The 23,438-nt window shown below is 65.3% G+C and carries 23 protein-coding genes; 12 read left to right on the forward strand and 11 right to left on the reverse strand.

Going from position 1 to position 23,438, the window contains the following annotated elements; all coding sequences use genetic code 11:
• Positions 1-37: 37 nt before the first annotated feature.
• Positions 38-1,759, reverse strand: a complete 1,722-nt coding sequence (locus AC5WS7_RS26230; RefSeq protein ID WP_495957248.1) for an ABC-F family ATP-binding cassette domain-containing protein — start codon at positions 1,757-1,759, stop codon at positions 38-40.
• Positions 1,760-1,936: 177 nt separating this feature from the next.
• On the opposite strand from AC5WS7_RS26230, the gene AC5WS7_RS26235 reads away from it, so the two are divergent.
• From AC5WS7_RS26235 to AC5WS7_RS26265, 7 genes are all read left to right on the forward strand, one after another.
• Positions 1,937-2,131 carry a PspC domain-containing protein gene (locus AC5WS7_RS26235; RefSeq protein ID WP_495957249.1) on the forward strand — a complete coding sequence of 65 codons (195 nt, stop codon included), beginning with the start codon at positions 1,937-1,939 and terminating at the stop codon, positions 2,129-2,131.
• Between the two features lie 179 nt (positions 2,132-2,310).
• The gene (locus AC5WS7_RS26240; RefSeq protein ID WP_495957250.1) at positions 2,311-2,628 is read left to right on the forward strand and encodes a DUF6802 family protein; all 318 of its coding nucleotides are present in this window, start codon (positions 2,311-2,313) and stop codon (positions 2,626-2,628) included.
• Positions 2,629-2,798: 170 nt separating this feature from the next.
• The gene (locus AC5WS7_RS26245; protein ID WP_495957251.1) at positions 2,799-3,134 is read left to right on the forward strand and encodes a hypothetical protein; all 336 of its coding nucleotides are present in this window, start codon (positions 2,799-2,801) and stop codon (positions 3,132-3,134) included.
• 27 nt (positions 3,135-3,161) lie between these two features.
• Positions 3,162-4,961 carry a hypothetical protein gene (locus AC5WS7_RS26250; RefSeq protein ID WP_495957252.1) on the forward strand — a complete coding sequence of 600 codons (1,800 nt, stop codon included), beginning with the start codon at positions 3,162-3,164 and terminating at the stop codon, positions 4,959-4,961.
• A 38-nt stretch (positions 4,962-4,999) separates the two neighbouring features.
• Entirely contained in the window at positions 5,000-5,524 is a 525-nt protein-coding gene (locus tag AC5WS7_RS26255; protein ID WP_495957253.1) for a hypothetical protein, read from the forward strand.
• Positions 5,525-5,628: 104 nt separating this feature from the next.
• The gene (locus AC5WS7_RS26260; protein WP_495957254.1) at positions 5,629-6,993 is read left to right on the forward strand and encodes a hypothetical protein; all 1,365 of its coding nucleotides are present in this window, start codon (positions 5,629-5,631) and stop codon (positions 6,991-6,993) included.
• A 13-nt stretch (positions 6,994-7,006) separates the two neighbouring features.
• Positions 7,007-7,618 carry a hypothetical protein gene (locus AC5WS7_RS26265; RefSeq protein WP_495957255.1) on the forward strand — a complete coding sequence of 204 codons (612 nt, stop codon included), beginning with the start codon at positions 7,007-7,009 and terminating at the stop codon, positions 7,616-7,618.
• Positions 7,619-7,640: 22 nt separating this feature from the next.
• Here AC5WS7_RS26265 and AC5WS7_RS26270 read toward each other — a convergent pair whose 3' ends face one another.
• The 3 genes from AC5WS7_RS26270 to AC5WS7_RS26280 form a co-directional block, all read right to left on the reverse strand.
• On the reverse strand, positions 7,641-8,468 hold the full coding sequence (locus tag AC5WS7_RS26270) for a YbaB/EbfC family nucleoid-associated protein (protein ID WP_495957256.1): 828 nt from the start codon (positions 8,466-8,468) through the stop codon (positions 7,641-7,643).
• 627 nt (positions 8,469-9,095) lie between these two features.
• The gene (locus tag AC5WS7_RS26275) at positions 9,096-9,302 is read right to left on the reverse strand and encodes a DUF397 domain-containing protein (RefSeq protein WP_495957257.1); all 207 of its coding nucleotides are present in this window, start codon (positions 9,300-9,302) and stop codon (positions 9,096-9,098) included.
• Entirely contained in the window at positions 9,299-10,177 is an 879-nt protein-coding gene (locus AC5WS7_RS26280) for a helix-turn-helix domain-containing protein (RefSeq protein ID WP_495957258.1), read from the reverse strand. The genes AC5WS7_RS26275 and AC5WS7_RS26280 overlap by 4 nt, the downstream gene beginning before the upstream one ends.
• Before the next feature lie 1,117 nt (positions 10,178-11,294).
• Here AC5WS7_RS26280 and AC5WS7_RS26285 point away from each other — a divergent pair.
• Positions 11,295-11,714, forward strand: coding sequence for a MarR family winged helix-turn-helix transcriptional regulator (locus AC5WS7_RS26285; protein WP_495957259.1), 420 nt, complete (start codon positions 11,295-11,297; stop codon positions 11,712-11,714).
• Between the two features lie 47 nt (positions 11,715-11,761).
• Positions 11,762-12,094 (forward strand): rhodanese-like domain-containing protein, encoded by a 333-nt coding sequence (locus AC5WS7_RS26290; protein ID WP_495957260.1) that lies wholly within the window; start codon positions 11,762-11,764, stop codon positions 12,092-12,094.
• 93 nt (positions 12,095-12,187) lie between these two features.
• Here AC5WS7_RS26290 and AC5WS7_RS26295 read toward each other — a convergent pair whose 3' ends face one another.
• The 5 genes from AC5WS7_RS26295 to AC5WS7_RS26315 all read right to left on the reverse strand — a co-directional run bounded on the left by AC5WS7_RS26295 (position 12,188) and on the right by AC5WS7_RS26315 (position 16,720).
• Complete coding sequence (locus tag AC5WS7_RS26295) at positions 12,188-13,375, reverse strand: hypothetical protein (RefSeq protein ID WP_495957261.1); 1,188 nt, start codon at positions 13,373-13,375, stop codon at positions 12,188-12,190.
• 9 nt (positions 13,376-13,384) lie between these two features.
• A complete protein-coding gene (locus AC5WS7_RS26300; protein ID WP_495957262.1) occupies positions 13,385-14,035 on the reverse strand; it encodes a hypothetical protein in 651 nt (216 codons plus the stop codon).
• 4 nt (positions 14,036-14,039) lie between these two features.
• Positions 14,040-15,308: a WXG100 family type VII secretion target gene (locus AC5WS7_RS26305; protein ID WP_495957263.1), complete on the reverse strand. Its 1,269-nt coding sequence runs from the start codon at positions 15,306-15,308 to the stop codon at positions 14,040-14,042.
• Entirely contained in the window at positions 15,305-15,649 is a 345-nt protein-coding gene (locus AC5WS7_RS26310; protein WP_495957264.1) for a hypothetical protein, read from the reverse strand. Before AC5WS7_RS26310 ends, AC5WS7_RS26305 begins: the two co-directional genes overlap by 4 nt.
• 210 nt (positions 15,650-15,859) lie before the next feature.
• The gene (locus AC5WS7_RS26315; RefSeq protein WP_495957265.1) at positions 15,860-16,720 is read right to left on the reverse strand and encodes a dienelactone hydrolase family protein; all 861 of its coding nucleotides are present in this window, start codon (positions 16,718-16,720) and stop codon (positions 15,860-15,862) included.
• 293 nt (positions 16,721-17,013) lie between these two features.
• Between AC5WS7_RS26315 and glmS the strand changes: the two genes are divergently transcribed.
• Positions 17,014-18,879, forward strand: a complete 1,866-nt coding sequence (gene glmS / locus AC5WS7_RS26320) for a glutamine--fructose-6-phosphate transaminase (isomerizing) (RefSeq protein WP_495957266.1) — start codon at positions 17,014-17,016, stop codon at positions 18,877-18,879.
• A gap of 579 nt (positions 18,880-19,458) precedes the next feature.
• Positions 19,459-19,998, forward strand: a complete 540-nt coding sequence (locus tag AC5WS7_RS26325) for a transglycosylase SLT domain-containing protein (RefSeq protein ID WP_495957267.1) — start codon at positions 19,459-19,461, stop codon at positions 19,996-19,998.
• Positions 19,999-20,034: 36 nt separating this feature from the next.
• On the opposite strand, the gene AC5WS7_RS26330 is transcribed toward AC5WS7_RS26325, so the two are convergent.
• Entirely contained in the window at positions 20,035-20,457 is a 423-nt protein-coding gene (locus AC5WS7_RS26330) for a cupredoxin domain-containing protein (RefSeq protein ID WP_495957268.1), read from the reverse strand.
• Between the two features lie 555 nt (positions 20,458-21,012).
• On the opposite strand from AC5WS7_RS26330, the gene AC5WS7_RS26335 reads away from it, so the two are divergent.
• Positions 21,013-22,452, forward strand: a complete 1,440-nt coding sequence (locus AC5WS7_RS26335) for an NAD(P)H-hydrate dehydratase (RefSeq protein ID WP_495957460.1) — start codon at positions 21,013-21,015, stop codon at positions 22,450-22,452.
• Positions 22,453-22,498: 46 nt separating this feature from the next.
• Here AC5WS7_RS26335 and AC5WS7_RS26340 read toward each other — a convergent pair whose 3' ends face one another.
• Positions 22,499-23,317: an SDR family oxidoreductase gene (locus AC5WS7_RS26340; protein WP_495957269.1), complete on the reverse strand. Its 819-nt coding sequence runs from the start codon at positions 23,315-23,317 to the stop codon at positions 22,499-22,501.
• Positions 23,318-23,438: the final 121 nt, after the last annotated feature.

The raw sequence follows: 23,438 nt of genomic DNA on the forward strand, positions 1-23,438 counted from the left end.
CTGGTCGCCGCCGCGGAGTGGCGATGTGCCGCGCGGGTCAGCCTTCGGTGAGCTGCCCGCCGGTCATCCGCCAGCGTCGCGTCGCCCGGACGTTGTCCAGCATGCGGCGGTCGTGGGTGATGAGAATCATTGTGCCGGTGAAGGATTCGATGGCCTGCTCGAGTTGTTCGATGGCGGGCAGATCCAGGTGGTTGGTGGGCTCGTCGAGGATCAGCAGGTTCACCCCGCGCGCCTGGAGCAGCGCCAGTGCGGCGCGGGTGCGTTCGCCGGGGGACAGGGTGTCGTTGGCGCGCAGCACATGTGGCCCGCGCAGGCCGAATTTGGCCAGCAGCGTGCGCACCTCGGCCTCGGGCCAGTCGGGCACCTGTGCGCCGAACGTCTCGGCGAGCGAGGTGTTTCCACGGAACAGCCCGCGCGCCTGATCGACCTCGCCGACGGCCACGGCGGAACCGAGCGCCGCGGTTCCGGTATCGGGCGTGACCTTGCCCAGCAGCACGGCCAGGAGAGTGGATTTGCCGGAACCGTTGGCACCGGTCAGTACGATGCGGTCGCCCCAATCCACCTGTGCGGTAACCGGTCCCAGCGTGAAGTCACCGCGAGTGAGGCCAGCGCCGGTGATGGTGGCGACCACCGAACCGCTGCGCGGGGCCGCGGCGATCTCCATCCGCAATTCCCACTCCTTGCGCGGCTCCTCCACGACCTCGAGGCGTTCGATTCGCCGCTGGGTCTGCCGCATCTTCGAGGCCTGCTTCTCGGTCGATTCCGCGCGCATCTTGCGGCCCGCCTTGTCCGAATCGGTCTTGGCCTTGCGGCGAGCGTTGCGCACGCCGTGTTCGAGCCAGTTACGCTGCATCGTCGCGCGCGCCTGAAGACCGGATCTGGTCTCCGCGTACTCCTCGTAGGCCTCGCGGGCGTGCCGGCGGGCGATCTCGCGTTCGGCCAGATACGACTCGTAACCGCCGTCGTACACGCCGACCTGCTGCTGCGCGAGATCCAGCTCGACGATGCGATTCACGGTGCGCGCCAAGAACTCCCGATCGTGGCTGATCACCATCAGCGGCGCCCGCGCGGCTGTGCTCGATCGCCGTCGTGCCCGGGGCTCTTCGTGGTTACCCGAACTGCCGCCCGCGGGCCCGTCGGTCACGCCGGCCACGAAGCGCTCGAGCCGGGCCAGCCCGTCCAGGTCCAGATCGTTGGTGGGCTCGTCCAGCAGCAGAATGTCGAAGCGGGACAACAACACCGAGGCCAAGCCGGCTCGTGCGGCCTGCCCGCCGGACAGACCCGTCATGGGCGTGTCCAGACCCTCGGGCAGGCTCTCGCTCAAGCCGAGCTCCGCGGCCACCTCCTGGGCTCGCTGGTCCAGATCCGCGCCGCCCAGCGCCAGCCAACGTTCCAGGGCGGCGGAGTAGTCGTCCGCGTCGTCGGGAGCTTCGGCCAGCCGTTCGGCGGCGGCGTCCATGAAGCGTTGCGCCGCAGCGACTCCCGTGCGCCGGGACAGGAATTCCAGCACCGTCTCCCCGGAAATGCGTTCAGGTTCCTGGGCGAGATAGCCGACCGTCGCGTCGGGCGGGCTCAACGAGATCTGCCCCTCGGACGCGTTGCCTTCGGACAGCATGCGCAGCAGCGTCGACTTCCCGGCCCCGTTCACTCCGACCAGCCCGATCACATCGCCGGGCGCCAGAATCAGATCCAGGTCACTGAACAGGACGCGTTCGCCGTGTCCGGCGGACAGGCCGCGGGCGTGCAGAGTCGCGCTCACGATTCCGCCTCGCCGGCGCGCACGCCGTGTCCTGTCGGTCCCGGGCTGACAAGCTTGTTCACGGATATGAGTCTGCCTGCTCGGGGTTGTACCCCGAGATCGGGCCCGCGGAAATCAGGGTGGGCATCGGTCCTGGTCCCGATGTGCGTGCGGGTGCCGGGACGGCACAGTGGAGATATGACAACCAGTGATATGCGTCGCCTGACCCGTTCCCGTACCGATCGCTGGATCGGAGGCGTATGCGGTGGCCTGGCCGAATACTTCGGCTGGAACGCCACCCTCATCCGCCTGCTGTTCATCCTGTCGTGCCTGCTGCCCGGACCGCAGTTCCTGATCTACCTGGTGTTGTGGGTGGTGATCCCGAAGGACTGAGAGCGGTCCCGAATCCGGGCGTGCGCAGTTGTCCACAGCCGGGTTCGGTTGCCGCACATATGCTCCACGTCGCGATTCGGAAGTTGTCCACAGATAGCCGGCAAAGGCGGATGCGCCGCGGGTGGGTCGGATGACAGGATGGAGCCACTTCCCGCCGGACCCCATCCGAGGAGCTGCACATGGTCAATTCGGGCGACCTGCCAGGCCTGGACATGCCGGACGTCGACGCGCATTCGGATCTCGGCGGCCTCGGCGCTGTCGAGCTCCACCACCCCACCCAGGATCTCAACGGCGATCACATCCCCGACGCCGAAACCGTCCACGGCACGCACTCCATAGACGTATGGAGCGATCTGGACCACGACGGCTTCGCCGATCACGTCACCGCCGTCGACAACAACGGCGACTATTCGGCATGGGAATTCCACCACAACCCCGACGGCACGACCCAGTGGGTGCGCACGGATCAGGGGCACGTGGGCGACCACAAGCACTAACCAGCTCTCGCGGCCGGAGTCGACGGCGCGCCGGATATATGTGCCCGCGACTCCTATGATCGAACGGAACCGTTCGTGTGCCGTGTGCGTCCAAACAGGTAGGGCGATCGCAGGCCGAAGGACCGGCGGAGCGGTTGCCGCAGCCGGTCGGGGAGTGGAGGGACACAGCGATGGCGAACGCGCCGTTGGACGTCAGTACGGACGATCTGGCCAAACTCGCTGGGCACATGCGAGATTCGGCGACGACCGTGGCCAATCAGGCCAAGGCGGTCAGCAGCGGCGACCATATGTTCGGCACCGGCCGCAACGGTGCGGAGTGCGAGGCCGGGCGTGCCTATGTCGCGCAGGGTGCCGCGATCCACGACGGGCTACAGCACATCGCCGACTGGCTGCAGCACTGGAGTGATGCGACCACTGCCACCGCCACCGCGCTGGGGACGAGCGCCATCGCCTATGGCTGGACCGACGGTTACAACGCCGACCAGATCTCGAACGCCGACAAGTAGCCGCGGATAACCAGGGGAGCGTGAGATATGGGGATCGCGGCACCGACCGGCGATGAGGTCAAGGCGCATGCGGGGCAGTCGGTCGATCAAATTCTCGACTGGGGAGCAAAGGGCGGAATCGTCTATTTCATGAAGTTCTACCCGCTGTATCTGAAACTGTGGCCCTCGAATCGAAGTCTTGCGGATATCGAGGCGCGATACGACGAGCAGCGCGGCATGAACCTCGCGAAGCTCGCCGGCACTCGTGATGCGTTGTCGGCGGCGCTGGCCCAGGCGCAGACCGAGCAATACACGCAGCAGAACTGTGCCATTCGGCTTCAAGCCGTATGGAGCGGCGGGGCGACCTCCGAGACCGCGCATAAGATGGCAGTGGAGCAGGTCCGGCTGGCAGGTAACGATATAGCAGCAGCGCAGGCAGCGGTTGATGCGATCAGCAGGTTCATTGATATGGCTCGCAGTGCCGTGACTGGTAAAGCGGCGAATGTCCGCGGTATCACAGATTTCGACGGGGACGATCCGAAGTTGCAGATCGACGGCAGGTCTGCGGATGACATTCAGGAAATGATCGACATTCGCAATGCCAAAGAGTGGATCAGCAATACCCAAGCGGATCATGTGGAAAAATGGTTCCCTGCCAGGCAGTTGAATAAGCTGTATACCGGCGACCATGGAAAGACTCCTATTGAACACTCCGATACTGGCCCCGCAGGGCGAGGGGAAGCCACTCAGATTGCGGTCAATTGGTGGTTGGAGAACGTCTTCAAAGGAGATATCGAAAGGAAGCTGGCAGTACTCGACACGGTTTGCGCTGAAGCCGACACCGATATCAACAGTGCTTACAAGCTCGTCACCGATGCCATGAACGCGGTGCACGACACCAGCTATCCCCGCCCCGCGACGTCCAACGCATCTCCTGCGCCGTCGCCCTCCCCGTCTCCCTCGCCCTCCCCGTCTCCGTCTCCGTCCAAGTCGACAACGCCGGCATCGACGACTACCACCGATTCGGGGGACAAGACGACGACCACGGCGGCGCCCGCGAACAACAACACGAACAACTCGAACAGCAATAATTCCAACCTCGCCACCACGCTCTCCAGCCTTGCGAGCCAGGCCAGTTCGCTGACCAGCACCGCCACCTCGGCGTTGAACGGCCTCGGCAGCACGATGAGTTCGGTGGTCACACAGGGCGAAAGCGCGATCAGCGCGCTGTCGGGGCAGATCGAGAAGGGGATCGATGGCGTCCTGAAATCGGCGGGCGGCGCGTCGGGCGCCTCGGAGAAGTCCATCGCCGAATTCGATGTCGGCGGAAAGCATGTGAAACTCGGGTTGGGCTTGCAAGGCGGTCTCGCGCTGAATCTGTCCGACTCGGCAGGAGACGACAAGACCTACACGCTCAAACTCGACGAGCACGGTATGCCCGTCATCTCCACCGAGGATCACGGGGCATCAGGCCCGCAGGCGGCCTCGGATACCAAGGGCGCGTCAGGACCTCACGGCACGTCGGACTCGCACAGTTCTTCGGATTCGCACAGTTCTTCGAACTCGCACAGCACCTCGGAAACGCCTGGCGCATCGGGCAGTTCCTCGTCGACATCCTCGGATTCGGGCGACCACAAGAGCGAACCAGCCTCGGGTGTGCAGAATTCCACCACTGAGCAGACGCAGGACAAGACGCCGAGCGTCGATAGCGGAAACACCGGAACGACCGTCACTCCGGGAACCGCCGCGTTGAAGAACAACGACCAGGGGGCGAAGAACCAGCCCACCCCCGCCCCAACCAAACCGCTCGACAGTGGCGCGGAGCTGCCGGAGGCGGGGCCGCTGTGATCCGCACCGGGGCCTACTGAACACGGAGTGTCGAAATCGTGGACTACGCCGCTGAAATCGAGCGTATCGGCGCGGAGAACCGCCGCCGGATGTCGATGCTGAGGGAGGAGCTGGACGAGGCCAAACTCCAGACCGAGCGCAACGCCCGGGCATGCACCGAATGGTTTGCCGCGGAGGCGAACCGTGAGCGTCAGGAACGCGAGCAGGCCGCTCGATCCGCAGCCGATCCCCAACACGAACATCGAGTGGCCGAGGCCGACGAACAGCAGCGGGCTGTGACCCGCCGTGAGGCGGAGCTGCGCCAACGACATATGGTTCCGCGCACCGCCCCGGTACGACGGGCCAACGACCCTGCGATTCAACAACATTACGAACAACCCCGCGAAAGTTCGGAGCCGGCCGAACAACTCACCGAGGCCGAACGCCGCGAGGCCGAGCTCCGGGAGCAACGCGCCGCTATCGCACGCGCGGCCGCATTCCGCAAGGCCAACAACGTGGTTCGCCCGGTTGACGACGAAGACGAGGACGACGAATATTACGGCCGCAAGAGTTGGCTGGTCTGAACGGGACATCGCGGCGCTTGCGCGAAAACTCACGCGGCCAGGCGAATTGAAGCTGCACTTCGCTCGGCACCAAGAAATCTGGATCGACAATTGAAGGGGGAGCAATGGCCGTCAGTGTGAAAGTGCCACCCAGCGAAGACTTTTCGGGCTTCTGCGGCTTGGTTGCGAAGCAGGGAGAGCATTTCGGCCCCATGGTCGCCTGGACCGGTAAGCAGTGTTCGGATGTGGACGGGCTGGACGGTCTGCTGACGGTGCTGCAGCCGACGGTCAAGGGAGCCGCCGAGGAGATCGGTGATCTGCTGAAACAGTGCCAGACAGGCATGGGCACCATCAAGACCAAGGTCAGTACGGTCGACAAGGAGTTGCGGACCGAGGACGAGAAGAACGCGGCCGCGCTGAAACAGGCGTTTCCGGACATGGTCGCCGGGGTGCCCGACATCTCGACATTGAGCACCCCGGCCGGCGAGCAGTTGAACTTCAACGACGAAGCCGTGGAGTTGAAGGAGCCGTCAGAGACCAGCAGTACGAAGTCGGGGTTGCTCACGAGTGTTGCCGCGGGATTTATTCCGGGGGCGAAGGACACGAGTAAACCTTCGGTGCTGAGTCAGTTGAAGGACAATTTCAAGGAAGACGGTCTGGGTAATAAGTGGTCCGGTGTCAAAGGTACTGGAATCACAAAGACGACAGATATTCTCAAAAAGCAGGTAACAGGTGAAGGCAATACTATCTGGATTGCTGACAAGGTTTTCAAATTCATCACCGGACACAGCTTTATCGATCTGATCTTCAAGCCGTTGCTCGGTGATTGGGATCGCCTGATATATCTGCATGACGCCTACGACACACTCGGCGACGCATGCTATACGGTGGCGGGAACTCTCCGCAAAGGTTCCTGGAAACTCGGTAGTGAATGGCAGGGGGATACCGCTACCGCATTCGACTCGTACATGTTCCGCTGGACGAACGGAATCGGCGGTGTCGGAGACCGAGCCAAGGTCATCGCGGATGAGTACAAAAAAGGGCACACGATTATCCTTTCCATCGTGCAGCTGGTTGTCTCCTATGCCAGCCAGGCGTTGGACAACGAGATCAAGCAGCTTGCCTTGGATGCCGCGGAGACGGCCGAGGTCGACACTGCGGTGGAAGTTATCGGCGGCGGCCCGGAGGATCCGCTTGCCGATATCGTTGCCGGGGTATTCACTGCCGCGCAGGCAGTGAAGATCTACAAAGATGTCAGAATGGTGGTCAATGTTATCGAACAGATCGATAACTACTACAACTTGATCAAAGAGACAGTCGCAGAGGTGAAGTCGGTCATCGAGAAGATGCAGCACCCGGACTTCTCGGGCAATCAGAGCGTCGGCAGCCTGGTTCAGGATGTCGAGCAGCACGGTTTCGAATTCGAGAAGCAGGGTGGCTGGTCGCCCGAGAATGGCACCTCCCGTACCGGCTATCTGGCAGCTCTCTGAGGGGGATAATACGATGTTGGAAAATGTGACGGAATTCAGCGTCAAAATCCGGTACCTGGCGGGAGAGCAGAGACACGACATTTTTGTTCCAGGGATCAGGAAACCTGTTGCCCGCATGGAACTCATGAATGCGGGACATCCCGAAAAAAAGCACAACATAGGACTTCTTCGGGTGTTCGCCGGGCCGAAACTCCGGGATGTTGTCGGATATGTCAGAATGAATGAATCCGCGTTGAACGCTGCGGGAGCGAGAATCGGAATGGTTTCATTCGCCGGAGGATACCCTAATGGTCCTGTCGTCGGCGAATTCGACCAGTTCGGGCTCGGTAAACTGACTCGAGAGTGCATTCGGAAAAACCCGGAGCGCTCGTACGAGGAAATGAGTCGCTGGGCCAAGATCAGGGCGGAAAACGGCTCTCATGTTGCCCGGTACAGCAGCGCTGACAGTGCCGGATTCACCGTAACCGCCCGAAAGGGATCACGCGTTCATTTTACGGTACACGACGATCGAGTCAACCGATTTCTGATGCTGGCCACCTATCAGAAAGAGCAAAATGATAGTTTGCTTTTCGTCGTAGGCCTGCTGCTGCTCGCAGGCGTGCTCCGGGTATTTTCCGGGAGATGAGGAATAGACCGGCCTCTCGGGATCAGACCAACCAGGATTGCCGAGACTGCCCGTAGCCGTCGTCGTCGTCCCAGTCGGACGGCCCGACGATCCGGTCGCGGTTGGGTTTCCGCGTTCCGGGGATCACTCGGTTCGTGGCGGCCGGCGGGATGGGTGCTGGGCGTGGCGGCGGAGGGGTGGCCGGTGGTGGCGGGGGAGTGAGCGGACTCTCCTGATCCGAAAGCTCTGGGACGGGGAAGAACTCGTCCATGTTCGGCATATCCGCAGGGATGAGGCCCGATCCGACTGAGTCCATACGAGTCTCGTACATCTGGCGAGCCGCTCGCCCAGCTGCTTCGGTGATTGCCGTTGCGAGTTCGCCGACCGTGCCACTGTGGTACGCATCGGACGAGATCTGCACCACCGCAACGATTCCCAGCCCATCGACACCGACACGTGCCTTGTGATCGGTCGATGTCGCCTCCGCTCCGGGTAACGCAGGTGCGTTGGCCGAGCGGGGAATTCGTGGTTCATCGATGGTCGCGCTCAACTCGCGGCCGATCTCGGCGATGGGTGCCGCCGCGGTCTTCGCGCTCTGCCGGACCTGGCGGGTAGCCTGCTGTGCTGCCTCGAGCACGGATCTGCCCAGATATTGGGGAGTGCTGCGGCGAAATGTCTCGGGCGCCAATGTCACGCCGGTGACCGCGCCTGTGGGACTCACCGTCACCTCGACCAGGCCGTCCGCGGACCGAGCCTTGGCGCTGATAGCCGCGAGCTGCTGCTGGGCAGCCATCAGATCGGCCTCTTTCCGATCTATGTCGGCAAGGATCGCAACGAAATTGATCGGCTCGAAATCGGCTTCTTCGTCCATCGGAACTCCCACACCCTCGAATACTTCGCTCGATGATAGCCCCGGCCGGACTCGGCCGGGCAACGAGAACGGTGATCGAAGCACGGTGTGCCGCACCGGAACGAGGAGCCGAACCCGGTGTGCTGTAGTCGTTTTGGCGGGAATCGAGGATTCGACGGATTCGCCGGTTCGGCGAGTAGAGGCGCTTGCGGGATGGCGAGGGCGCGGAGCGCGGACTGAATGCGAACTGTGAACGCGCGCTCCGCGATCCGGTCTGTTACGTGCCGGGCAACTCACGGCGAGGCGCAGGCGTCACTATCGGTGGCGAGGGGTGCTCGAAAATACCGGTCCCCTCGGCGATCAGAACCGCCCGTGCGGGACTGCGAGCGGTTCGGCTGTGATCTAGCCGCGCGTTCGGCGATCCGGCTCTGTCCGGGCGGCGACTTCTGCAGGGCGGGGGTGTCAATGCCGACGCGGAGCGTCGTGCTCGGATTCGCCTGTCCGCTGGGCGATTAGACCAGCCCGCGTACGACACCTGGCGATTACGTGTGTCGTGGGGCGGGCGATCAGGTCGCCGTACTGGGAAGTACGTGAGCCTCGGGTGTCACTGCCACCCGAGGCTCACGGTGGTTCATCGGATGCGATCGATCAGCTCTGCTCGAGCTTGCCCGATCGCACAGAGGCGGTGAAAGCGTCCCACTCGGAAGGAGAGAAGATCAGGGCAGGGCCGGTAGGGTCCTTCGAGTCACGGACTCCGACCATATCGCCGCCGAGGAACGCGGCCTCCACGCAGTCGCGTTCGGGGCCGCTGTAGCTGCTCTTGAACCACATTGCCTTGGATAGGTTGCTGTTCATTCGAACTCCCTAGCTATGTCCAGGATGAGTTGCCTGGAGTCCTGCTCGCTCAGCGCCACGGCTCGAATCGCCTTGCACGCCAATTTGTATCTGTCGATCTCACCGGGCTTGTCCAGGTAAAGCGCACCTGTATAGCCCTCGACGTACACGACCGGCGGCTCTGTCAGTCGCGACGTCGGATGTGCGGGGAACTCCAACAGTGTGAACGATCCGGCAACGAGATGCAGGGGCATTTCAACTGTCAGGGGCACAACTTGGAGGGAGACTGTCGGCAAGTGCGAGGTCGAAGCGAGATGACGATGCTGCTCAGCCATGACGGCTTTGCCGCCGACTCGATGTCGCAGCGCCGCTTCGCTGACGAAGGAGCGAACACTGAACTGATCGGGCGTCTCGCGCAGTCGCACTTGGCGTTTCAGCGCGAACTCGATGCGACGCTCGACCTCGACTGTCGGCATCGAAGGGAAGGTTGCCCAGATCATCGCGCGCCTGTAGTCCGCAGTTTGAAGCAGACCCGGCAGCAGGGTCAGATGGAAGGTCGTCAGCCTGTATGCCGCCTCCTCCAGCCCCAGATAGAGATCGAAATCGGTCGGCACAGCATCCCCGTACGCGTGCCACCAGCCCGGATTCTTCGTCTCCGCCACCAGGCTCACCAGCACCGCCGCATCATCCTCCGACGCGTTGTACAGCCGGCACAGCCTCTCCACGTAGATGTCCTTCAGCTTGGGTCCGGGCTGGCCGGTCTCGATGCGCCACAAGGTTTGCGGGGCAATCTCGATCGCTCGGCACGCAGCGGCCTGGGACACTCCCGACCGCTCCCGCAGTTGCTTCAGACGCCGTCCCAGCATGCGCCGGGGGATCGTGGATCCAGCTGTCATACCTGGCCTCACTATCGGTCGTGTGAAAATTTGGAATGGTTCTGCCGCGGGAATTGGATCTTGGGAATTCTTCGGCCGGATTCACCTCTCGGAACCTTCCCCCGCTCTTGTGGCGAGCGTACTACTGAACGCACTCCAGGTAGCCGGGATGAACCTTTCGGACTCGAAAGTTTCTGCCTTCGGGACCGTTTCGGCCCCGGCTATCTGGTATGCCAAACCATCGCATTCATTCTGGAGTGTTCGCATGTGCAACCTGCCAGTGACGAACCATCGTGAATTGCCCGTGATGACAACCGAATGCGCGCACCTGGGGTACTGACGACGGCTCCGCTGATTCCATCGGAACCGGCTCTGTCCACTGAATCCCGTTGCCCCACAAACGTGGCTCCGGCTCGGCATGCCGAGCCGAGGCCGAGCGGGCGGCGTCCCCGGACCTGCGCAACGGCCCCGCGCGGTCTCCCCTGGGTGCCGGGGCCGCCAACGGTCGCCCGTACCCCGAGGGCGACGAGGGCACTCCCGGAGGACATGGCGACCTGCCCGGAATACCGGCCGGTACCCACCCTTCGGGAGTTCCCCGAATCTCTGCCTCGCGCATGGATTCCGGTGATATGGCGTGGAAATTACTGCCCCCCACTTTCGAAGGCTGTCATGCCAATTGCAGGCAGTTCGAAATCACGTCCGCCGAACTGGAATATCCAGAACCGGCGGCCCATGATTCCGCCCGGCGACACTGTAATCCCGTGCGCGCATCGACATTCGAATTTATCGTCGGGCAGCGGCGGAGTTGGAGCGAGAGCGCAACTCGTCTCGGCGCTCGACTGAGAATCCAACCCCGAGAGTGCAATACGCGTCGGCGGGAATCTGTCCCGCGGGAGGGAAGCGACGCCGAATCGCGTGACTGGGATCGTGGCCGAGATCTTGCCGCCCGCCGGGCGGTGTCCGAAGCTGCCGCCAGCGCATCACCCGCGCTACTCCGAGGCCGGACGCTAGGTCACGCTCGATTCGCGAGAGACCGGCCGCGCCGTGCTGGAGGAGGGCAACGCGTTCTCACGCCCTGATTGCCGGAGCGCTGACCGCGTTCGGCGTCAGCCTCGGGCGCCGGAGGTAGCGTGCATCCATGTCCGATGTGCCTCCGTTCAGTCCGACGATCATGCTGCTCACGGTGAGCCGGATGTGGGAGGCGGCTCTTGCCGACGGGCTGAAGCCGCTCGGGCTGACCACGCGCCAGTACGGGCTGCTGGGGCATATTCGCGCGATGCCGGGAATCTCGTTCAGCGAGCTGGCGCGACGTTCGCGGATCGCCGTGCAGAGTGCGCACACCGCGGTCGCGCGGTTCGTCGCGGCCGGTCTGGTCGATGACAGCACCGCACATGCCGGGGCGGCATCGTCCCTCGCTGTGACGGCAGCGGGGGAGGCTGTCCTGGCTCGGGCCGCGGAAGTGGTGGCCGAACTCGACGCGGAATTCGCCGCCCGGCATCCGGGCCTGACGGACGCGTTACGGGCGCAGATGAGGCGGGCGCCCTCGGCAACCGACTAACCTTCAGCTAGGCTGAAGGTTGTGAAATATGATGAGGCCCTGTGCCCATGAGTATCCGGCATTATCTGCGGCGGCCCCCGGCCGTGGGCGCCGCCGAGGCGGTTCGCCTCGTCGAGGGCGGCGCGCTCGTGGTGGACGTGCGGCGTCAATTCGAGTGGAATCGCGTCCACATTCCGGGCGCGGTCCACGCACCGCTGGAAGTGCTGTTGGATCGCTGCCTGGACTTTCCCGACGATCGCCTGCTCATCACGTTCTGCACCGGCGGCATCCGGTCCGCGGGTGCGGCGAACCTGTTGGTGGAGAACGGGTTCGACGCGGTCAATATGAGCGGCGGTCTGGTGCAGTGGCGCGCAGCTGGTGGACCGCTCACCGACTCGTGAAGTGCTTCAGGAGATCGATGTAGGTGCTGATGGCCTGGATGACGTATCGATACCCGTTGTGGGACACCGGATCGCCCAGTACCGGGTGGCCCTTCAGGGCGCGGCCGCCCCGGACTGTCCTTGCCCACGACGATCGCGCCACCGCACGGCGGTAAGGAAGTAATCCTCGGGTCGGTCGGGCCCCGCGGAGCCGGAGCCGTTGCCGAAAATTTCAGCGGCGACGGCGAGCGGCAGGTAGAGGCCCATCAACCACATCGCGAGCAATCGGCCGAACGACGGGTACCGGCCGGTGTCCGGCCGGAGTGCGACCAGGCCGAATACGGCCTTGCCGATCGTGGTGTGGACGATCGCCTGGATGATCACGCGGTTGACGAAGGAGGCGGCCAGGAAGAACAGAACCGTGAATACCACGATGGGTACGGTGTTCTGCCAAACGCGATGTAACACAGCCTGTTTCACCGGTTCCGGCGCCTTCGCGAAAGCAATGGCCGCGCCGGCTGCCAGATGGATGAGCACATCGAGCCCGAATCCGAGCGAACGCCGGAGTTTACGAGGCGACGGATAGTCCGGATCATCCAGCGCCCCATGGCGTTTCGGCTTGGATTCGGCGTCGGGCTCCCCGGGACGTTTCATCATGACCCGGCCGTTCTCCCGCTGCATCTCGTACTCGCCCGCATCGGATGACCGCGGCTGCCGGTCGCCTGGATCGCGATAGGCGAACGCCGGCGGCTGCCTCGCCGCGGAGTGGTACGCATACCGCAACGGCCCACCGCCCTCGTGCACGGAGATGACGCCGTACTTGCGTGGGTCACCGGCGAACCAGACCTCCGTGGTCCGATGGTTCACCAACTTGCCGATGCCGTTCGCCCAGGTGCTCAGGATCAGCGTCGATACCGGCCGGCGATTCGCGTCGAGAAGTTCCACCCATTCGTAACGGCCGGTGGAGATGTAGTTGATCTGCCAGCGCATCCACGGATTCCGCCGCAATGCCCGGCGTCGTCGTCGGTGTATCCACAGGAACGTCAGCGAGAACATCAGGCCGAAGACGAAAATCAGAAACAGCGGTCCGGCAAGAAATTTGCCCGCCTTCGCCGCACCATGTACCCCAGGGTGGTTGAACGTATCGACCGCTACCACGGCCAGCGGTCCGCAAGCGGCGCTGACGAATACGGCCATCCAGAGCCACAACCGCCGATAGCCCAGAGTGGCACGGGTGGCGGGCCAGTCGATCGCCCGCGGCGGATGAGCGGAATCGGCCACGCCGACGGATTGATTCACCATTGCTCCCGGCTAGAGATTCAGGCTGGAGTACGCGGGCGTCAGTGCGGTGAACTCGATCGAGGTAGCCATTCCGAACAGCATTTCGCCGTACAGCGGGCCGGAATCGACCGACAGTGTGGAGAATTCGATGACCGCAACGGTGGTGCCGTCGTCCGAGGGAACCAGCGCCTCGAGCTGGAATACCGGGATATCCCCGGACTCGCCCTCGTACGCCGGAAGGTCGGGGGCGGGGAACCTCTGGGTGACCTCGGAGAACAGCATCGGCCGTCCGTCGGCTTCGACGGGCTCGACAACTGCCGACGGGGCCTGAGCCAGCTTGTTCATCGCGAGGTCCTGGACGACGAGCCGTGGATTCTGTGGATCTCCGCACTCCAGCAGGGAAATCGTGATCCACGAGGTGATCGATTCACCCGCCTCGGTCATGTGACGTCCCACGCCGCAATATACCGTCCGGCGGGCCGCCAGTGCCTTCAGGAAGAATTCGAGTACGCCCAGCACTTCCGGAATGCTCGAATTCACTGAATCCGGGGCGGTTTCGGTGATCGGTCCCGCCACGTCCCGGAGGGTGCGGTCGATATCCGTCAGCGGCAGCGGATGGTATCCGGATGGGATGTCCACACCGATCGAGTACTCGATCCGGCGCTTCGGTGTTGTGTTCATATGCTCAGCTCGTCGCCTCGTCGTATCCCCAGCTCCCGATCTTGGTCACCGAACTCTTGACGCCCTTCAGGACCTTCAGGGCGACCGCCGGATCGGGTACGGCATGCGCGCCTTCGACTTTCATCGCTTGTAGGACGGTGTGCGTCCCGGCGGTGAGGCCACTGCTGTTGAGCGCTGTCGCGAGTTTGCCGGTGCCGTCACCGATCAACTTCTGATTGATCCACCCCGGCGCGTGCGCGGATTCCGACCATGCCCGCGCCATGCCCTCGAAGCGGCCGACGTCCCCGACAGCGTCGCCCAGCATGGCGACCTTGCCCACCTTCGCCAGACCGCCGACCCCGGGGATCATGCTCATGGCATCGCCGCCCACTGTCTCGGCGGCCTTCAGCTTGTCCGACCAGCTGCCGTGCAGGAAGGCGTCGCGAATGTCCTTGTCGGTCGCGTCCAGTGCGAGTGCTCCCGCGCCCGCGGCGAGTGACACTCCCAGGGCGATGGCATCGATCGGCGGCGGAGTGACGACCGCCAACAGTCCGGCCACCGTGGAAATGATCGACAGGGCCTCGTGCAGGCCTTTGCGATGCTCGTCGATCCACTTCCCGACCGCCTTCACCGCATCGGTGATGCTGTCCCACCAGTGGTGGTTCGGCGCGCTGGGGGCGAAATCCTTTGCGGCGGCGTCGAGTTCGGCGGCAACCTTGCGGGCGAGTTTGCCGTGTTCGGATTCGAGGTCCTTGGCGCGCTTGATGATGGAGTCGATCCGGCCCTGACAGTTGGTGACCGATGTCGTCGCGCTGCGGACGGCGGCGGTGGCGGTGTCGAGGCGGGACTGGGCCGCGGCCAGGGCGTTCTGGTCGGTGAAGGTTCGGTTGGCCAGGCCGAGGTCGGGGTTGGCGCGGGCCTGCTGGAGCGCGGTGACCGCCTTGGCGTGGTCGGCGCGGGCCGCGGCTGCCTCGGTTTCGAGGGTTTTGGCGGTGTCCTGGTAGCCGACCAGGCCGGTGTGCCATTCGTCCAGGACGGTGACGGCGCGTTCCAGGGAGTTCTGCGCGTAGCCGAGATCCTGGGCGAGGGTGTTGTCGAAATGCGTGCGGAACGCGTCGCCCGCATCGCCCTTCCAGATGTCGTCGTTGCTGTTGCGCAGACGTTTGAGCAGGTCGTTGGTCTCCTTGACCGCCGTGCCCGCGGAATTGATCTGCGTCCGCAGGTCGGTGACGCCCTCGGGTGTGCCGGGGACCGGGTCGAAACCGATATTGGGATACGGATTGGTCCGGCTCATACCTTCGTCTCCGCGGCGGAGGTGCTCTCGACGGCGGACTTCGCCTGGGCCAGTGCCTCGGCGAAGGCGGTATCGGCCTCCTGATAGGCGTCGTGACATTGCGAGATGCCGTCCGCGGTGGACCTCGCCGACTTGCCGATCTGCTCGATCCCGTACTTCCACCGGCGCTGGAAGCTCTCGGCGGCGTCGTTGAGCACCTTCGGCCCGATTTCGCCGTGGCCGCCTTGGCCCATCGCGTTCACCGCATCGGTCAGCACCTGTTCGGAGTTGCGCAACGACTGCACCGCTCTACCCAGTGCCTCGATGTCGACCGAGAGAAATCCAGCCAATGTGCCAGCCACCTTTTCATCCGTCACGCGACGTACGACGTCTCCAGTGTTTGCTTGGACGTCCCCGATGGCGTTCCGGTTCCATGACTTTCCGGATAGTCCCGGGGATCTTTCCGTGCCCGGGTGCGGTGCGATCGGCCACCGGCCGGGGCGCAGCCGCCCCCGGACGCGGCGGAGCAGCGGGCAGAACGGGCGAAATATGCCGCCCGTCAGTCGCTTTCGCTACTTGCGCAGTAGCTGGACGACCTGCAGCAGTTGCGTCTTCGACGGCGGCTCGGGCTCCTCGGGCGCGTGCGGATCGATGATCTCCGTGCGCGAGATCACCTCTTCCGGTTCGGCGAACGCCTTGTACTTCTTGTCGCCCAGCAACTGGTAGGTGAGGTAGCCGACCAGCAGGCCGCGGGTGAGCCGTTCGGTCTTGGGCTCGAATTTGGCCGCTCCCAGCGCGGACAGGGCCCGGCGGCCACGGATGATGCCGTTGCGCGTCGCGCCGTCGACCGAGCGCAGGATCGCGGGACCGCCCCACGCGGCGGCCAGTGCCACGGCATCGGAGCCGACCGCATCGGCATCCGCACCGGCGCTCAGGATCAGGGCCGGAGTTTCGATATCGGGGGCCAGGGATTCGGCCGAGGGGGCGGTGACCGCCGGATACAGCGCGGCGACGGCCGCGACCTCGCGCCGCGAGGCGGCGATGACCGCGGCGCCCGCACCCATACCGTGACCGGCCAGGGCCAGTTTGCCGGGATGAACGCTGATCTTGCCCTCGCCCAGCCGCACTCCCGTGCAGATGTCCAGGGTGGTGAGCAGATCGGTGGCCAGGTTCAGGTGCGAGGGAATCGGTCCGCGCTCGGTGTCGGGTGCGGCCGCGACGAAACCCCAGGAGGCGAGATGTTCGAGCAGCTTGCGGTAATGACCCGCACCGGTGAGCCAGCCGTGCCCGAAGACGACGGCGGGCAGATTCCGGCCCGTCTCCGGGGTCCACACCAAACCGGGCTGCCCGGCGATGCCGAGATTGCCGTGCAGGACCCGATGCGGGCCGGGGCTGGCCAGGGTGCTCAGGAGCGATTTCACAGACGCCGACACGACGTCGAATTTATCCGATGGCCGCCCGGGGGCGGCGTTTCGCCGGATCCCGGGATCGTCGCCGAGCCCGACGATTCCGGCGGCAGCGCGTCTGCCAGCGGTTTCCAGGGCGAACCGATGCGACGCTCCCGGCGTCCGACACCCGACACGCCCGCTTTCCGCACCCGATGCCACCGCTTCGCTCGAGCGAGTGTGGCGCTTTGCCGCGCCGAACGAGCGCAGCCGGGCACGCGGGCGAGCGCGTGTCGCGGCCCTGTCGCTGTCCCGGTCGCGCCCCAGTACGCTGGGTCCCCATGTGCGGAATCGTGGGCTACGTGGGATACCGGGACGCGCTCGGCGTCGTCGTGGACGCGCTGCGCCGTATGGAGTACCGGGGATACGACTCCGCGGGCGTGGCCATCCTGGACGGTGCGGGCGGGATCGCCGTGGAACGCAAGGCCGGTCGCCTGGCCAATCTGGAGGCCGAGCTGACCGAGGCCGGGATGGCGACCTTCGCCGGTACCACCGGAATGGGCCACACCCGCTGGGCCACTCATGGTGCGCCCACCGACCGCAACGCCCACCCGCACCGCGACGCCGAGGGGGCGGTGGCCGTGGTGCACAACGGCATCATCGAGAACTTCGCCCCGCTGCGCCATGAGCTGGAGGCCGCCGGGGTGGAGTTGCGCAGCGATACCGATACCGAGGTCGCGGTGCATCTGGTCTCGCGCGCCTACGCCTCCGGTCCGACCGCGGGTGATTTCGTCGCCAGTGCGCTGGCCGTGCTGCGCCGGCTCGAGGGAGCGTTCACGCTGGTGTTCACCCATGCCGCCCATCCGGGCACGATCGTGGCCGCGCGCCGATCGACGCCGCTGGTGGTGGGTGTCGGCAAGGGGGAGATGTTCATCGCCTCGGACGTGACCGCCTTCATCGAACACACCAGGGAGGCGGTCGAACTCGGGCAGGACCAAGTGGTGGTGATCACCGCCGACAGCTACACGGTCACCGATTTCGACGGCAATTCCGGTGTGCCCACCCGCCCCTTCTCCATCGACTGGGATCTGGCCGCGGCCGAGAAGGGCGGTCACGACTACTTCATGCTCAAGGAGATCGAGGAGCAGCCCGCCGGGGTCGCCGATACCCTGATCGGGCATTTCGACAAGGGCCGGATCGTGCTGGACGAGCAGCGCCTGGCCGATCAGGAGCTGCGCGAGTTCGACAAGGTGTTCGTCGTCGCCTGCGGCAGTTCGTATCACGCGGGTCTGCTCGCCAAGTACGCCATCGAACACTGGACGCGGCTGCCCGTCGAGGTGGAACTGGCCAGCGAATTCCGTTATCGCGACCCGGTCCTGGACCGCTCCACGCTGGTCGTGGCGATCTCGCAGTCCGGGGAGACCGCGGACACGCTCGAGGCGGTGCGGCACGCCAAGGAGCAGAAGGCGCGCGTGCTGGCCATCTGCAATACCAATGGCGCGCAGATCCCACGGGAGTCCGATGCGGTGGTGTACACCCGCACGGGCCCGGAGATCGGGGTCGCCTCGACCAAGGCGTTCCTCGCGCAGATCACCGCGAATTACCTTGTCGGCTTGGCCCTCGCGCAGGCACGCGGGACCAAGTACCCGGACGAGGTGGCGCGCGAATTCGGTGAGCTCGAGTCCATGCCGGAACTGGTGGAGCGGGTGCTGGAGACCGCGCCGCAGGTGCGGCAGATCGCGCGGCGGTTCGCCAATGCCTCCACGGTGTTGTTCCTGGGCCGTCACGTCGGCTATCCGGTGGCCCTCGAGGGCGCGCTCAAGCTGAAGGAACTGGCGTATATGCACGCCGAGGGTTTCGCGGCGGGCGAGCTCAAGCACGGTCCGATCGCGCTGATCGAGGACGGCCTGCCGGTCATCGTGGTGATGCCCTCGCCGAAGGGGCGCGCTGTGCTGCACTCCAAACTGCTCAGCAATATCCGGGAGATCCAGGCCCGCGGCGCGAGCACCATCGTGATCGCCGAGGAGGGCGACGACACCGTCCGTCCCTTCGCCGACCACCTGATCGAAATACCGGCCGCGCCAACCCTTTTCCAGCCGTTGCTGTCGACGGTCCCGCTGCAGATCTTCGCCGCCGAGGTCGCGCAGACGCGCGGTTACGACATCGATAAGCCGCGCAACCTCGCCAAGTCCGTCACGGTCGAGTAGGCGTTCGGTCGCGCTCGGACCTGATCCCCACCGCGCCGGGGGCGAGGCGTCCTCGGCCGTCGGCGCGTGTGCCCGGGGCGCCCCCGTGGCGTTCGGAGTTTGCTCGATCCGTGCCGAAGAGTCACTGTCGGATAACGCGAACTCTCCGGCGTAGTGGTTGTGTGATATCGCCGGTTGCGGTGTCACCGCCAGGCCATTGCGCTGGTCACAAGGGTGTGCTCGAGTCACCTCCGACGACCGAGAGTTAGATATGTCTCACCTCAAATTGTGTTTAGTTATACTGTTGTTAACCTTCAGTTCATTTGTCGCGACCATTCTGTGACTTGCCGAGATGAGCAAAGAGCAAATCTCCAGCGTATGGACACGACCGCTTTCGCGACATTCGTCGTCACGGCAGCGTCGGCTGTCGCCGGTTTCCGGCCGGTGTGAGACCGCACGTATCCGTCATGTCTTCGGATAACTGAATCTCCAACTCCCACAACACAACCGACAAACGCCACAGGTAGCGGCGACCGCTTCGACCGCCAGGTCGAGCCGAGCGCTCGCGGGTACCGTCGCGCTGTCAGAAACCCATTCGACATGCATCTTCGAAAACTGATCCCCCTGACCCTGCTAGCCGCCGTCGCGGTGGCCCCCGTGGCCGCGAACGCCGACACATCCATCCCGGGACTGCCGCCGCAGTTGCAGCAGCCCGCTCAGCAGCTGCAGCATCAACTGCCGGCCGCGCAGCAGGCCCAGTTGCAGCAGTTCCTCCAGCCGCTGCCGCAACCGCTGCCGCAGCTGGGGTCGCCCGCCTTCCCGAACAATCTGGACGGCTGGATCCGCAACGCGCAGTTCGTCATGTCGCAGCGCGGCATTCCCGGCAGCTACGAAGGAATTCATCGGAACATCATGCGTGAATCCGGTGGCAATCCGCGGGCGATCAACCTGACCGACTCGAACGCCGCTCGCGGCATTCCCTCCAAGGGGCTGATGCAGGTCATCGACCCCACCTTCCGCGCCTATCACGTGGACGGCACGTCGTGGGACATCTACGACCCGGTCGCCAACATCAGCGCCGCCTGCAACTACGCGGCCCACCGGTACGGCACGATCGACCGCGTGTTCTCGGCGTACTGATCGGTCAACGCGCCGTCACGGTGCCGTGCACATCGGCTACTGCACCGTGACGGTGCCGTGCATATCGGGGTGCAGCGGGCACAGGTAGCGATAGGTGCCCGGAACGGTGAACGTGTGACTCCACGTGCCCGTGTTGAAGATCGGGCTGTTGATACCCATCGCACTGTCGCCGATGCCTTGCACCGCGTGCGGGAACCGGTCGGCGAAATTCCACGTCACGGTGCCGCCGGTCTTGATGGTGACCGCGTCGGGGGAGAACTGCATATTCTTCACCGCGACCGTCACCGCCCCGGCGGGCGCGGCCGCCGCGGTCGGGGACTCCGATCCGGCGGCCGGGCCCGATGTCGGGGCGGATGTCGTTGTCCCGGAACCGCATCCGCTCATCAGCAGGGTTCCCGCGAGCGCGGCGGCCCCGAATCCGGTGCGCAGAAGGTTCCGGCGACTCCAGTCCATCGGCATGCCGCCCAGCCTAATCCCCCGATAACCCCCCTCCGCCGCAGCACCGTTGTCCGTTTCGGTGAACCCGGTATGAAAACGGCTGCTGTCCAGCTTCGGTGGATGCGGTGTGAGTACGGTTGCTGTTTGCCTCTGGTGGGTGTGGTGTGGGGACGGTTGCTGCTCGCCTCTGGTGGATGTGGTGTGAGAACGGCCGCGGTCGACCTCGGTAGGTGTGGTGCGAAGGGGCGGTTGCTGTCCAGCTTCGGTGGATACGGTGCGAGGACGGCTGGCTCGACTGCCGGAGAGTGCCGGGTGAGTGGGCTCTCGCCGACGTTTGGTGCTGCTGAATGTCGAGCGCGGGCAGGTGTGTTGCTGAACAGGTTCGGCGAACTCGGTGTGAGTGGGTGCCGCGTCGTCGTCCGGTTCGTCTCGTTACTTGCCGACCGGGAACGGCTGTTACCCGAGCGGCCGGGTTCGGTCACGTCGGCTTTGCGGTCGGCCGGGACGTTCGGTGCCGCGGCGTAGTCTGCTGTCGTCGGATGTGCCTGGTCGGTGGGTAGGAGGCGAGCGATGGCGGTGCGCGGGTATTACACGGCCGACGAGGTTCGGGCGGCGGAGGCGGAGCTGTTCGGGCGCGTCGCGGCCGGAGTGCCGATGCACCGGGCGGCATACGGGCTGGCGAATGTCGTCGCGGGAGAATTGCGGGAGCGGACCGGCGGGGTGGCCGGGCGTTCGGTGACGTTGCTGGCCGGATCGGGAGACAACGGGGGCGATGCGCTCTGGGCCGGATCGATGCTGCGCCGGCGCGGGGTCGCGGTGTCGGCGGTGCTGCTCGCGCCCGAGCGGGCGCATGCTGAAGGGCTGGCGGCCCTGCGACGTGCGGGTGGGCGGATTCGGGAGGACATCGGCTCGCCCGACCTGGTGGTCGACGGTATCGTGGGCATCTCCGGCCACGGTCCGCTGCGCCCGCGAGCGGCGGAACTCGTTGCGGCAGTGGATGTTCCGATCATCTCCGCGGATCTGCCCAGTGGCGTGGACCCGAATACCGGCGCGGTGGACGGTCCCGCGGTGCGCGCGGACGTGACCGTCGCCTTCGGCGCGTACAAACCGGTGCACGCGCTGGCGGCGCCCTGGTGCGGCCGAATCGAGTTGATACCCATCGGGTTACGCTTGCCCGAACCCGGTCTCGGCGCACTGGAACCGGGTTCGATCGGCGCGAACTGGCCGGTCCCCGGCCCGCACGATGACAAGTACACCCAGGGCGTGACCGGTATCTGCGCCGGAAGCGCGACGTATCCGGGTGCGGCGGTGCTGTGTACGGGCGCGGCGGTGGCGGCGACCTCGGGCATGGTGCGTTACGCCGGGACCGGTGCGGCCCAGGTGCTCGAGAATTTCCCGGAAGTCATTGCCGCCGAGACGGTCTCGGCCACGGGCCGGGTGCAGGCCTGGGTAACCGGCCCCGGCGCCGGCACCGACGACGCCGCCCGCGAACGGCTCTCGGACATCCTCGCGACGGACCTGCCGGTTGTCCTCGACGCGGACGCGCTGACCCTGGTGGCCGCCGACCCCGCTCTGATCTCCGGCCGCCGCGCGCCGACCGTGCTGACCCCGCACGCCGGTGAGTTCAAGCGCCTCACCGGTGCGGAGCCGGAGCCGGACCGGGTGGCAGCCGTACGCGATCTTGCTGAGAAATGGCAGGTCACGGTGCTGTTGAAGGGGCGGGCCACGGTGATCGCCGCGCCCGGCCGTCCGACCCTGATCAACGAGGCGGGCGGGTCCTGGGCCGCCACCGCGGGCGCGGGCGACGTACTGTCCGGCATCATCGGCGCACTGCTCGCGGCCGGACGCGACCCGTCCTGGGCCGCCGCGGCAGCGGCCCGGGTCCACGCCCTGGCCGCCAACCTGGCCGCGCACGCCGAATCTCCCAGCGGTCCGGGCGCTCCCATTTCGGCGACCCCGCTGCTACATCACCTGCGCCCGGCGATTCAGACTCTGCGTACCCTCGCCGAACCGTAGCGGTCATCGAAAAGCGCAGCGGCACAGAACTTCTCGTGGCCGGTTTTCAGGATCCCTGGGCGACTTCGGACACCTTGTTCCATTCGCGCCACTGCGCCAGCCGGGACTCGTAGTCCGCCGTCGCGATGCCCAGCGGATCCACGCCGAAGAAGATGCGCAGCGGCGGCTGCTCGGCGTCGACCACCTGCAGGATGGCCTCCCGGGTGCCACTCGGCTCACCGACGCTGCGTTCGGACCGCTGCTTCTCGCGCAGGGCGCGAACCGCGTCGTACGCCGGATTCGGGGTGCTGCGCTTCGCGGACGGGCCCGCCCAGTCGGTGCTGAAACCGCCCGGCTCGATCAGGGTCACGTGGATGCCGAAACCGGCCACTTCCTGGGCGAGGGACTGGGAGAAGCCCTCCAGCGCCCACTTCGACGCGTGGTATGCGCCGATATTCGGAAACGCGCTGATCCCGCCGATGCTCGACACCTGGATGATGTGACCGCTGCCCTGCGCGCGCAGAATAGGCAGCGCCGCCTGCGTCACCCACAGTGCGCCGAACAGATTCGTCTCCAGCTGTGCGCGAACCTCTTGCTCGGTGAGCTCTTCGATCATGCCGAAGTGGCCGTAACCGGCGTTGTTCACCACGATGTCGAGTCGCCCGAAGTGCTGCGCCGCCTGCCGCACCGTCGCGAAATCCGCGTCCCGGTCGGTGACGTCCAGGTGCAGCGGCAGGAAGGTGCCGGGGTATTCGGCGGTCAGATCGTCGAGCGTGCTCACCTCGCGCGCGGTTCCGGCGACTCGGTCTCCCCGCTCCAGCGCCGCGATCGCCCACTCGCGGCCGAATCCACGCGACACACCGGTAATGAACCAAACTTTGCTCATGGGAACCTTCCATGTCAGTGGTCGGGGCCCTGCCGGCCCCGAAATCAACGGTAAGTACCTGGAGTGCGCTCCAAGCAAGCGCTTCCGGATGGACTGGACCAACCGGACGACGGCCCTGGGC

The organism is Nocardia sp. PLKS1-43 (assembly GCF_059510335.1).

Excerpts from the sequence above, each read along its gene's own strand:
- AC5WS7_RS26305 (WP_495957263.1), bottom strand. The coding sequence starts at position 15,308 with ATGAGCCGGACCAATCCGTATCCCAATATCGGTTTCGACCCGGTCCCC.
- AC5WS7_RS26265 (WP_495957255.1), top strand. The coding sequence starts at position 7,007 with ATGTTGGAAAATGTGACGGAATTCAGCGTCAAAATCCGGTACCTGGCG.
- AC5WS7_RS26285 (WP_495957259.1), top strand. The coding sequence starts at position 11,295 with ATGTCCGATGTGCCTCCGTTCAGTCCGACGATCATGCTGCTCACGGTG.
- AC5WS7_RS26235 (WP_495957249.1), top strand. The coding sequence starts at position 1,937 with ATGACAACCAGTGATATGCGTCGCCTGACCCGTTCCCGTACCGATCGC.
- AC5WS7_RS26300 (WP_495957262.1), bottom strand. The coding sequence starts at position 14,035 with ATGAACACAACACCGAAGCGCCGGATCGAGTACTCGATCGGTGTGGAC.
- AC5WS7_RS26260 (WP_495957254.1), top strand. The coding sequence starts at position 5,629 with ATGGCCGTCAGTGTGAAAGTGCCACCCAGCGAAGACTTTTCGGGCTTC.
- AC5WS7_RS26295 (WP_495957261.1), bottom strand. The coding sequence starts at position 13,375 with ATGGTGAATCAATCCGTCGGCGTGGCCGATTCCGCTCATCCGCCGCGG.
- AC5WS7_RS26270 (WP_495957256.1), bottom strand. The coding sequence starts at position 8,468 with ATGGACGAAGAAGCCGATTTCGAGCCGATCAATTTCGTTGCGATCCTT.
- AC5WS7_RS26330 (WP_495957268.1), bottom strand. The coding sequence starts at position 20,457 with ATGCCGATGGACTGGAGTCGCCGGAACCTTCTGCGCACCGGATTCGGG.
- AC5WS7_RS26280 (WP_495957258.1), bottom strand. The coding sequence starts at position 10,177 with ATGACAGCTGGATCCACGATCCCCCGGCGCATGCTGGGACGGCGTCTG.
- AC5WS7_RS26240 (WP_495957250.1), top strand. The coding sequence starts at position 2,311 with ATGGTCAATTCGGGCGACCTGCCAGGCCTGGACATGCCGGACGTCGAC.
- AC5WS7_RS26250 (WP_495957252.1), top strand. The coding sequence starts at position 3,162 with ATGGGGATCGCGGCACCGACCGGCGATGAGGTCAAGGCGCATGCGGGG.
- AC5WS7_RS26340 (WP_495957269.1), bottom strand. The coding sequence starts at position 23,317 with ATGAGCAAAGTTTGGTTCATTACCGGTGTGTCGCGTGGATTCGGCCGC.
- glmS (WP_495957266.1), top strand. The coding sequence starts at position 17,014 with ATGTGCGGAATCGTGGGCTACGTGGGATACCGGGACGCGCTCGGCGTC.
- AC5WS7_RS26245 (WP_495957251.1), top strand. The coding sequence starts at position 2,799 with ATGGCGAACGCGCCGTTGGACGTCAGTACGGACGATCTGGCCAAACTC.
- AC5WS7_RS26275 (WP_495957257.1), bottom strand. The coding sequence starts at position 9,302 with ATGAACAGCAACCTATCCAAGGCAATGTGGTTCAAGAGCAGCTACAGC.
- AC5WS7_RS26290 (WP_495957260.1), top strand. The coding sequence starts at position 11,762 with ATGAGTATCCGGCATTATCTGCGGCGGCCCCCGGCCGTGGGCGCCGCC.
- AC5WS7_RS26325 (WP_495957267.1), top strand. The coding sequence starts at position 19,459 with ATGCATCTTCGAAAACTGATCCCCCTGACCCTGCTAGCCGCCGTCGCG.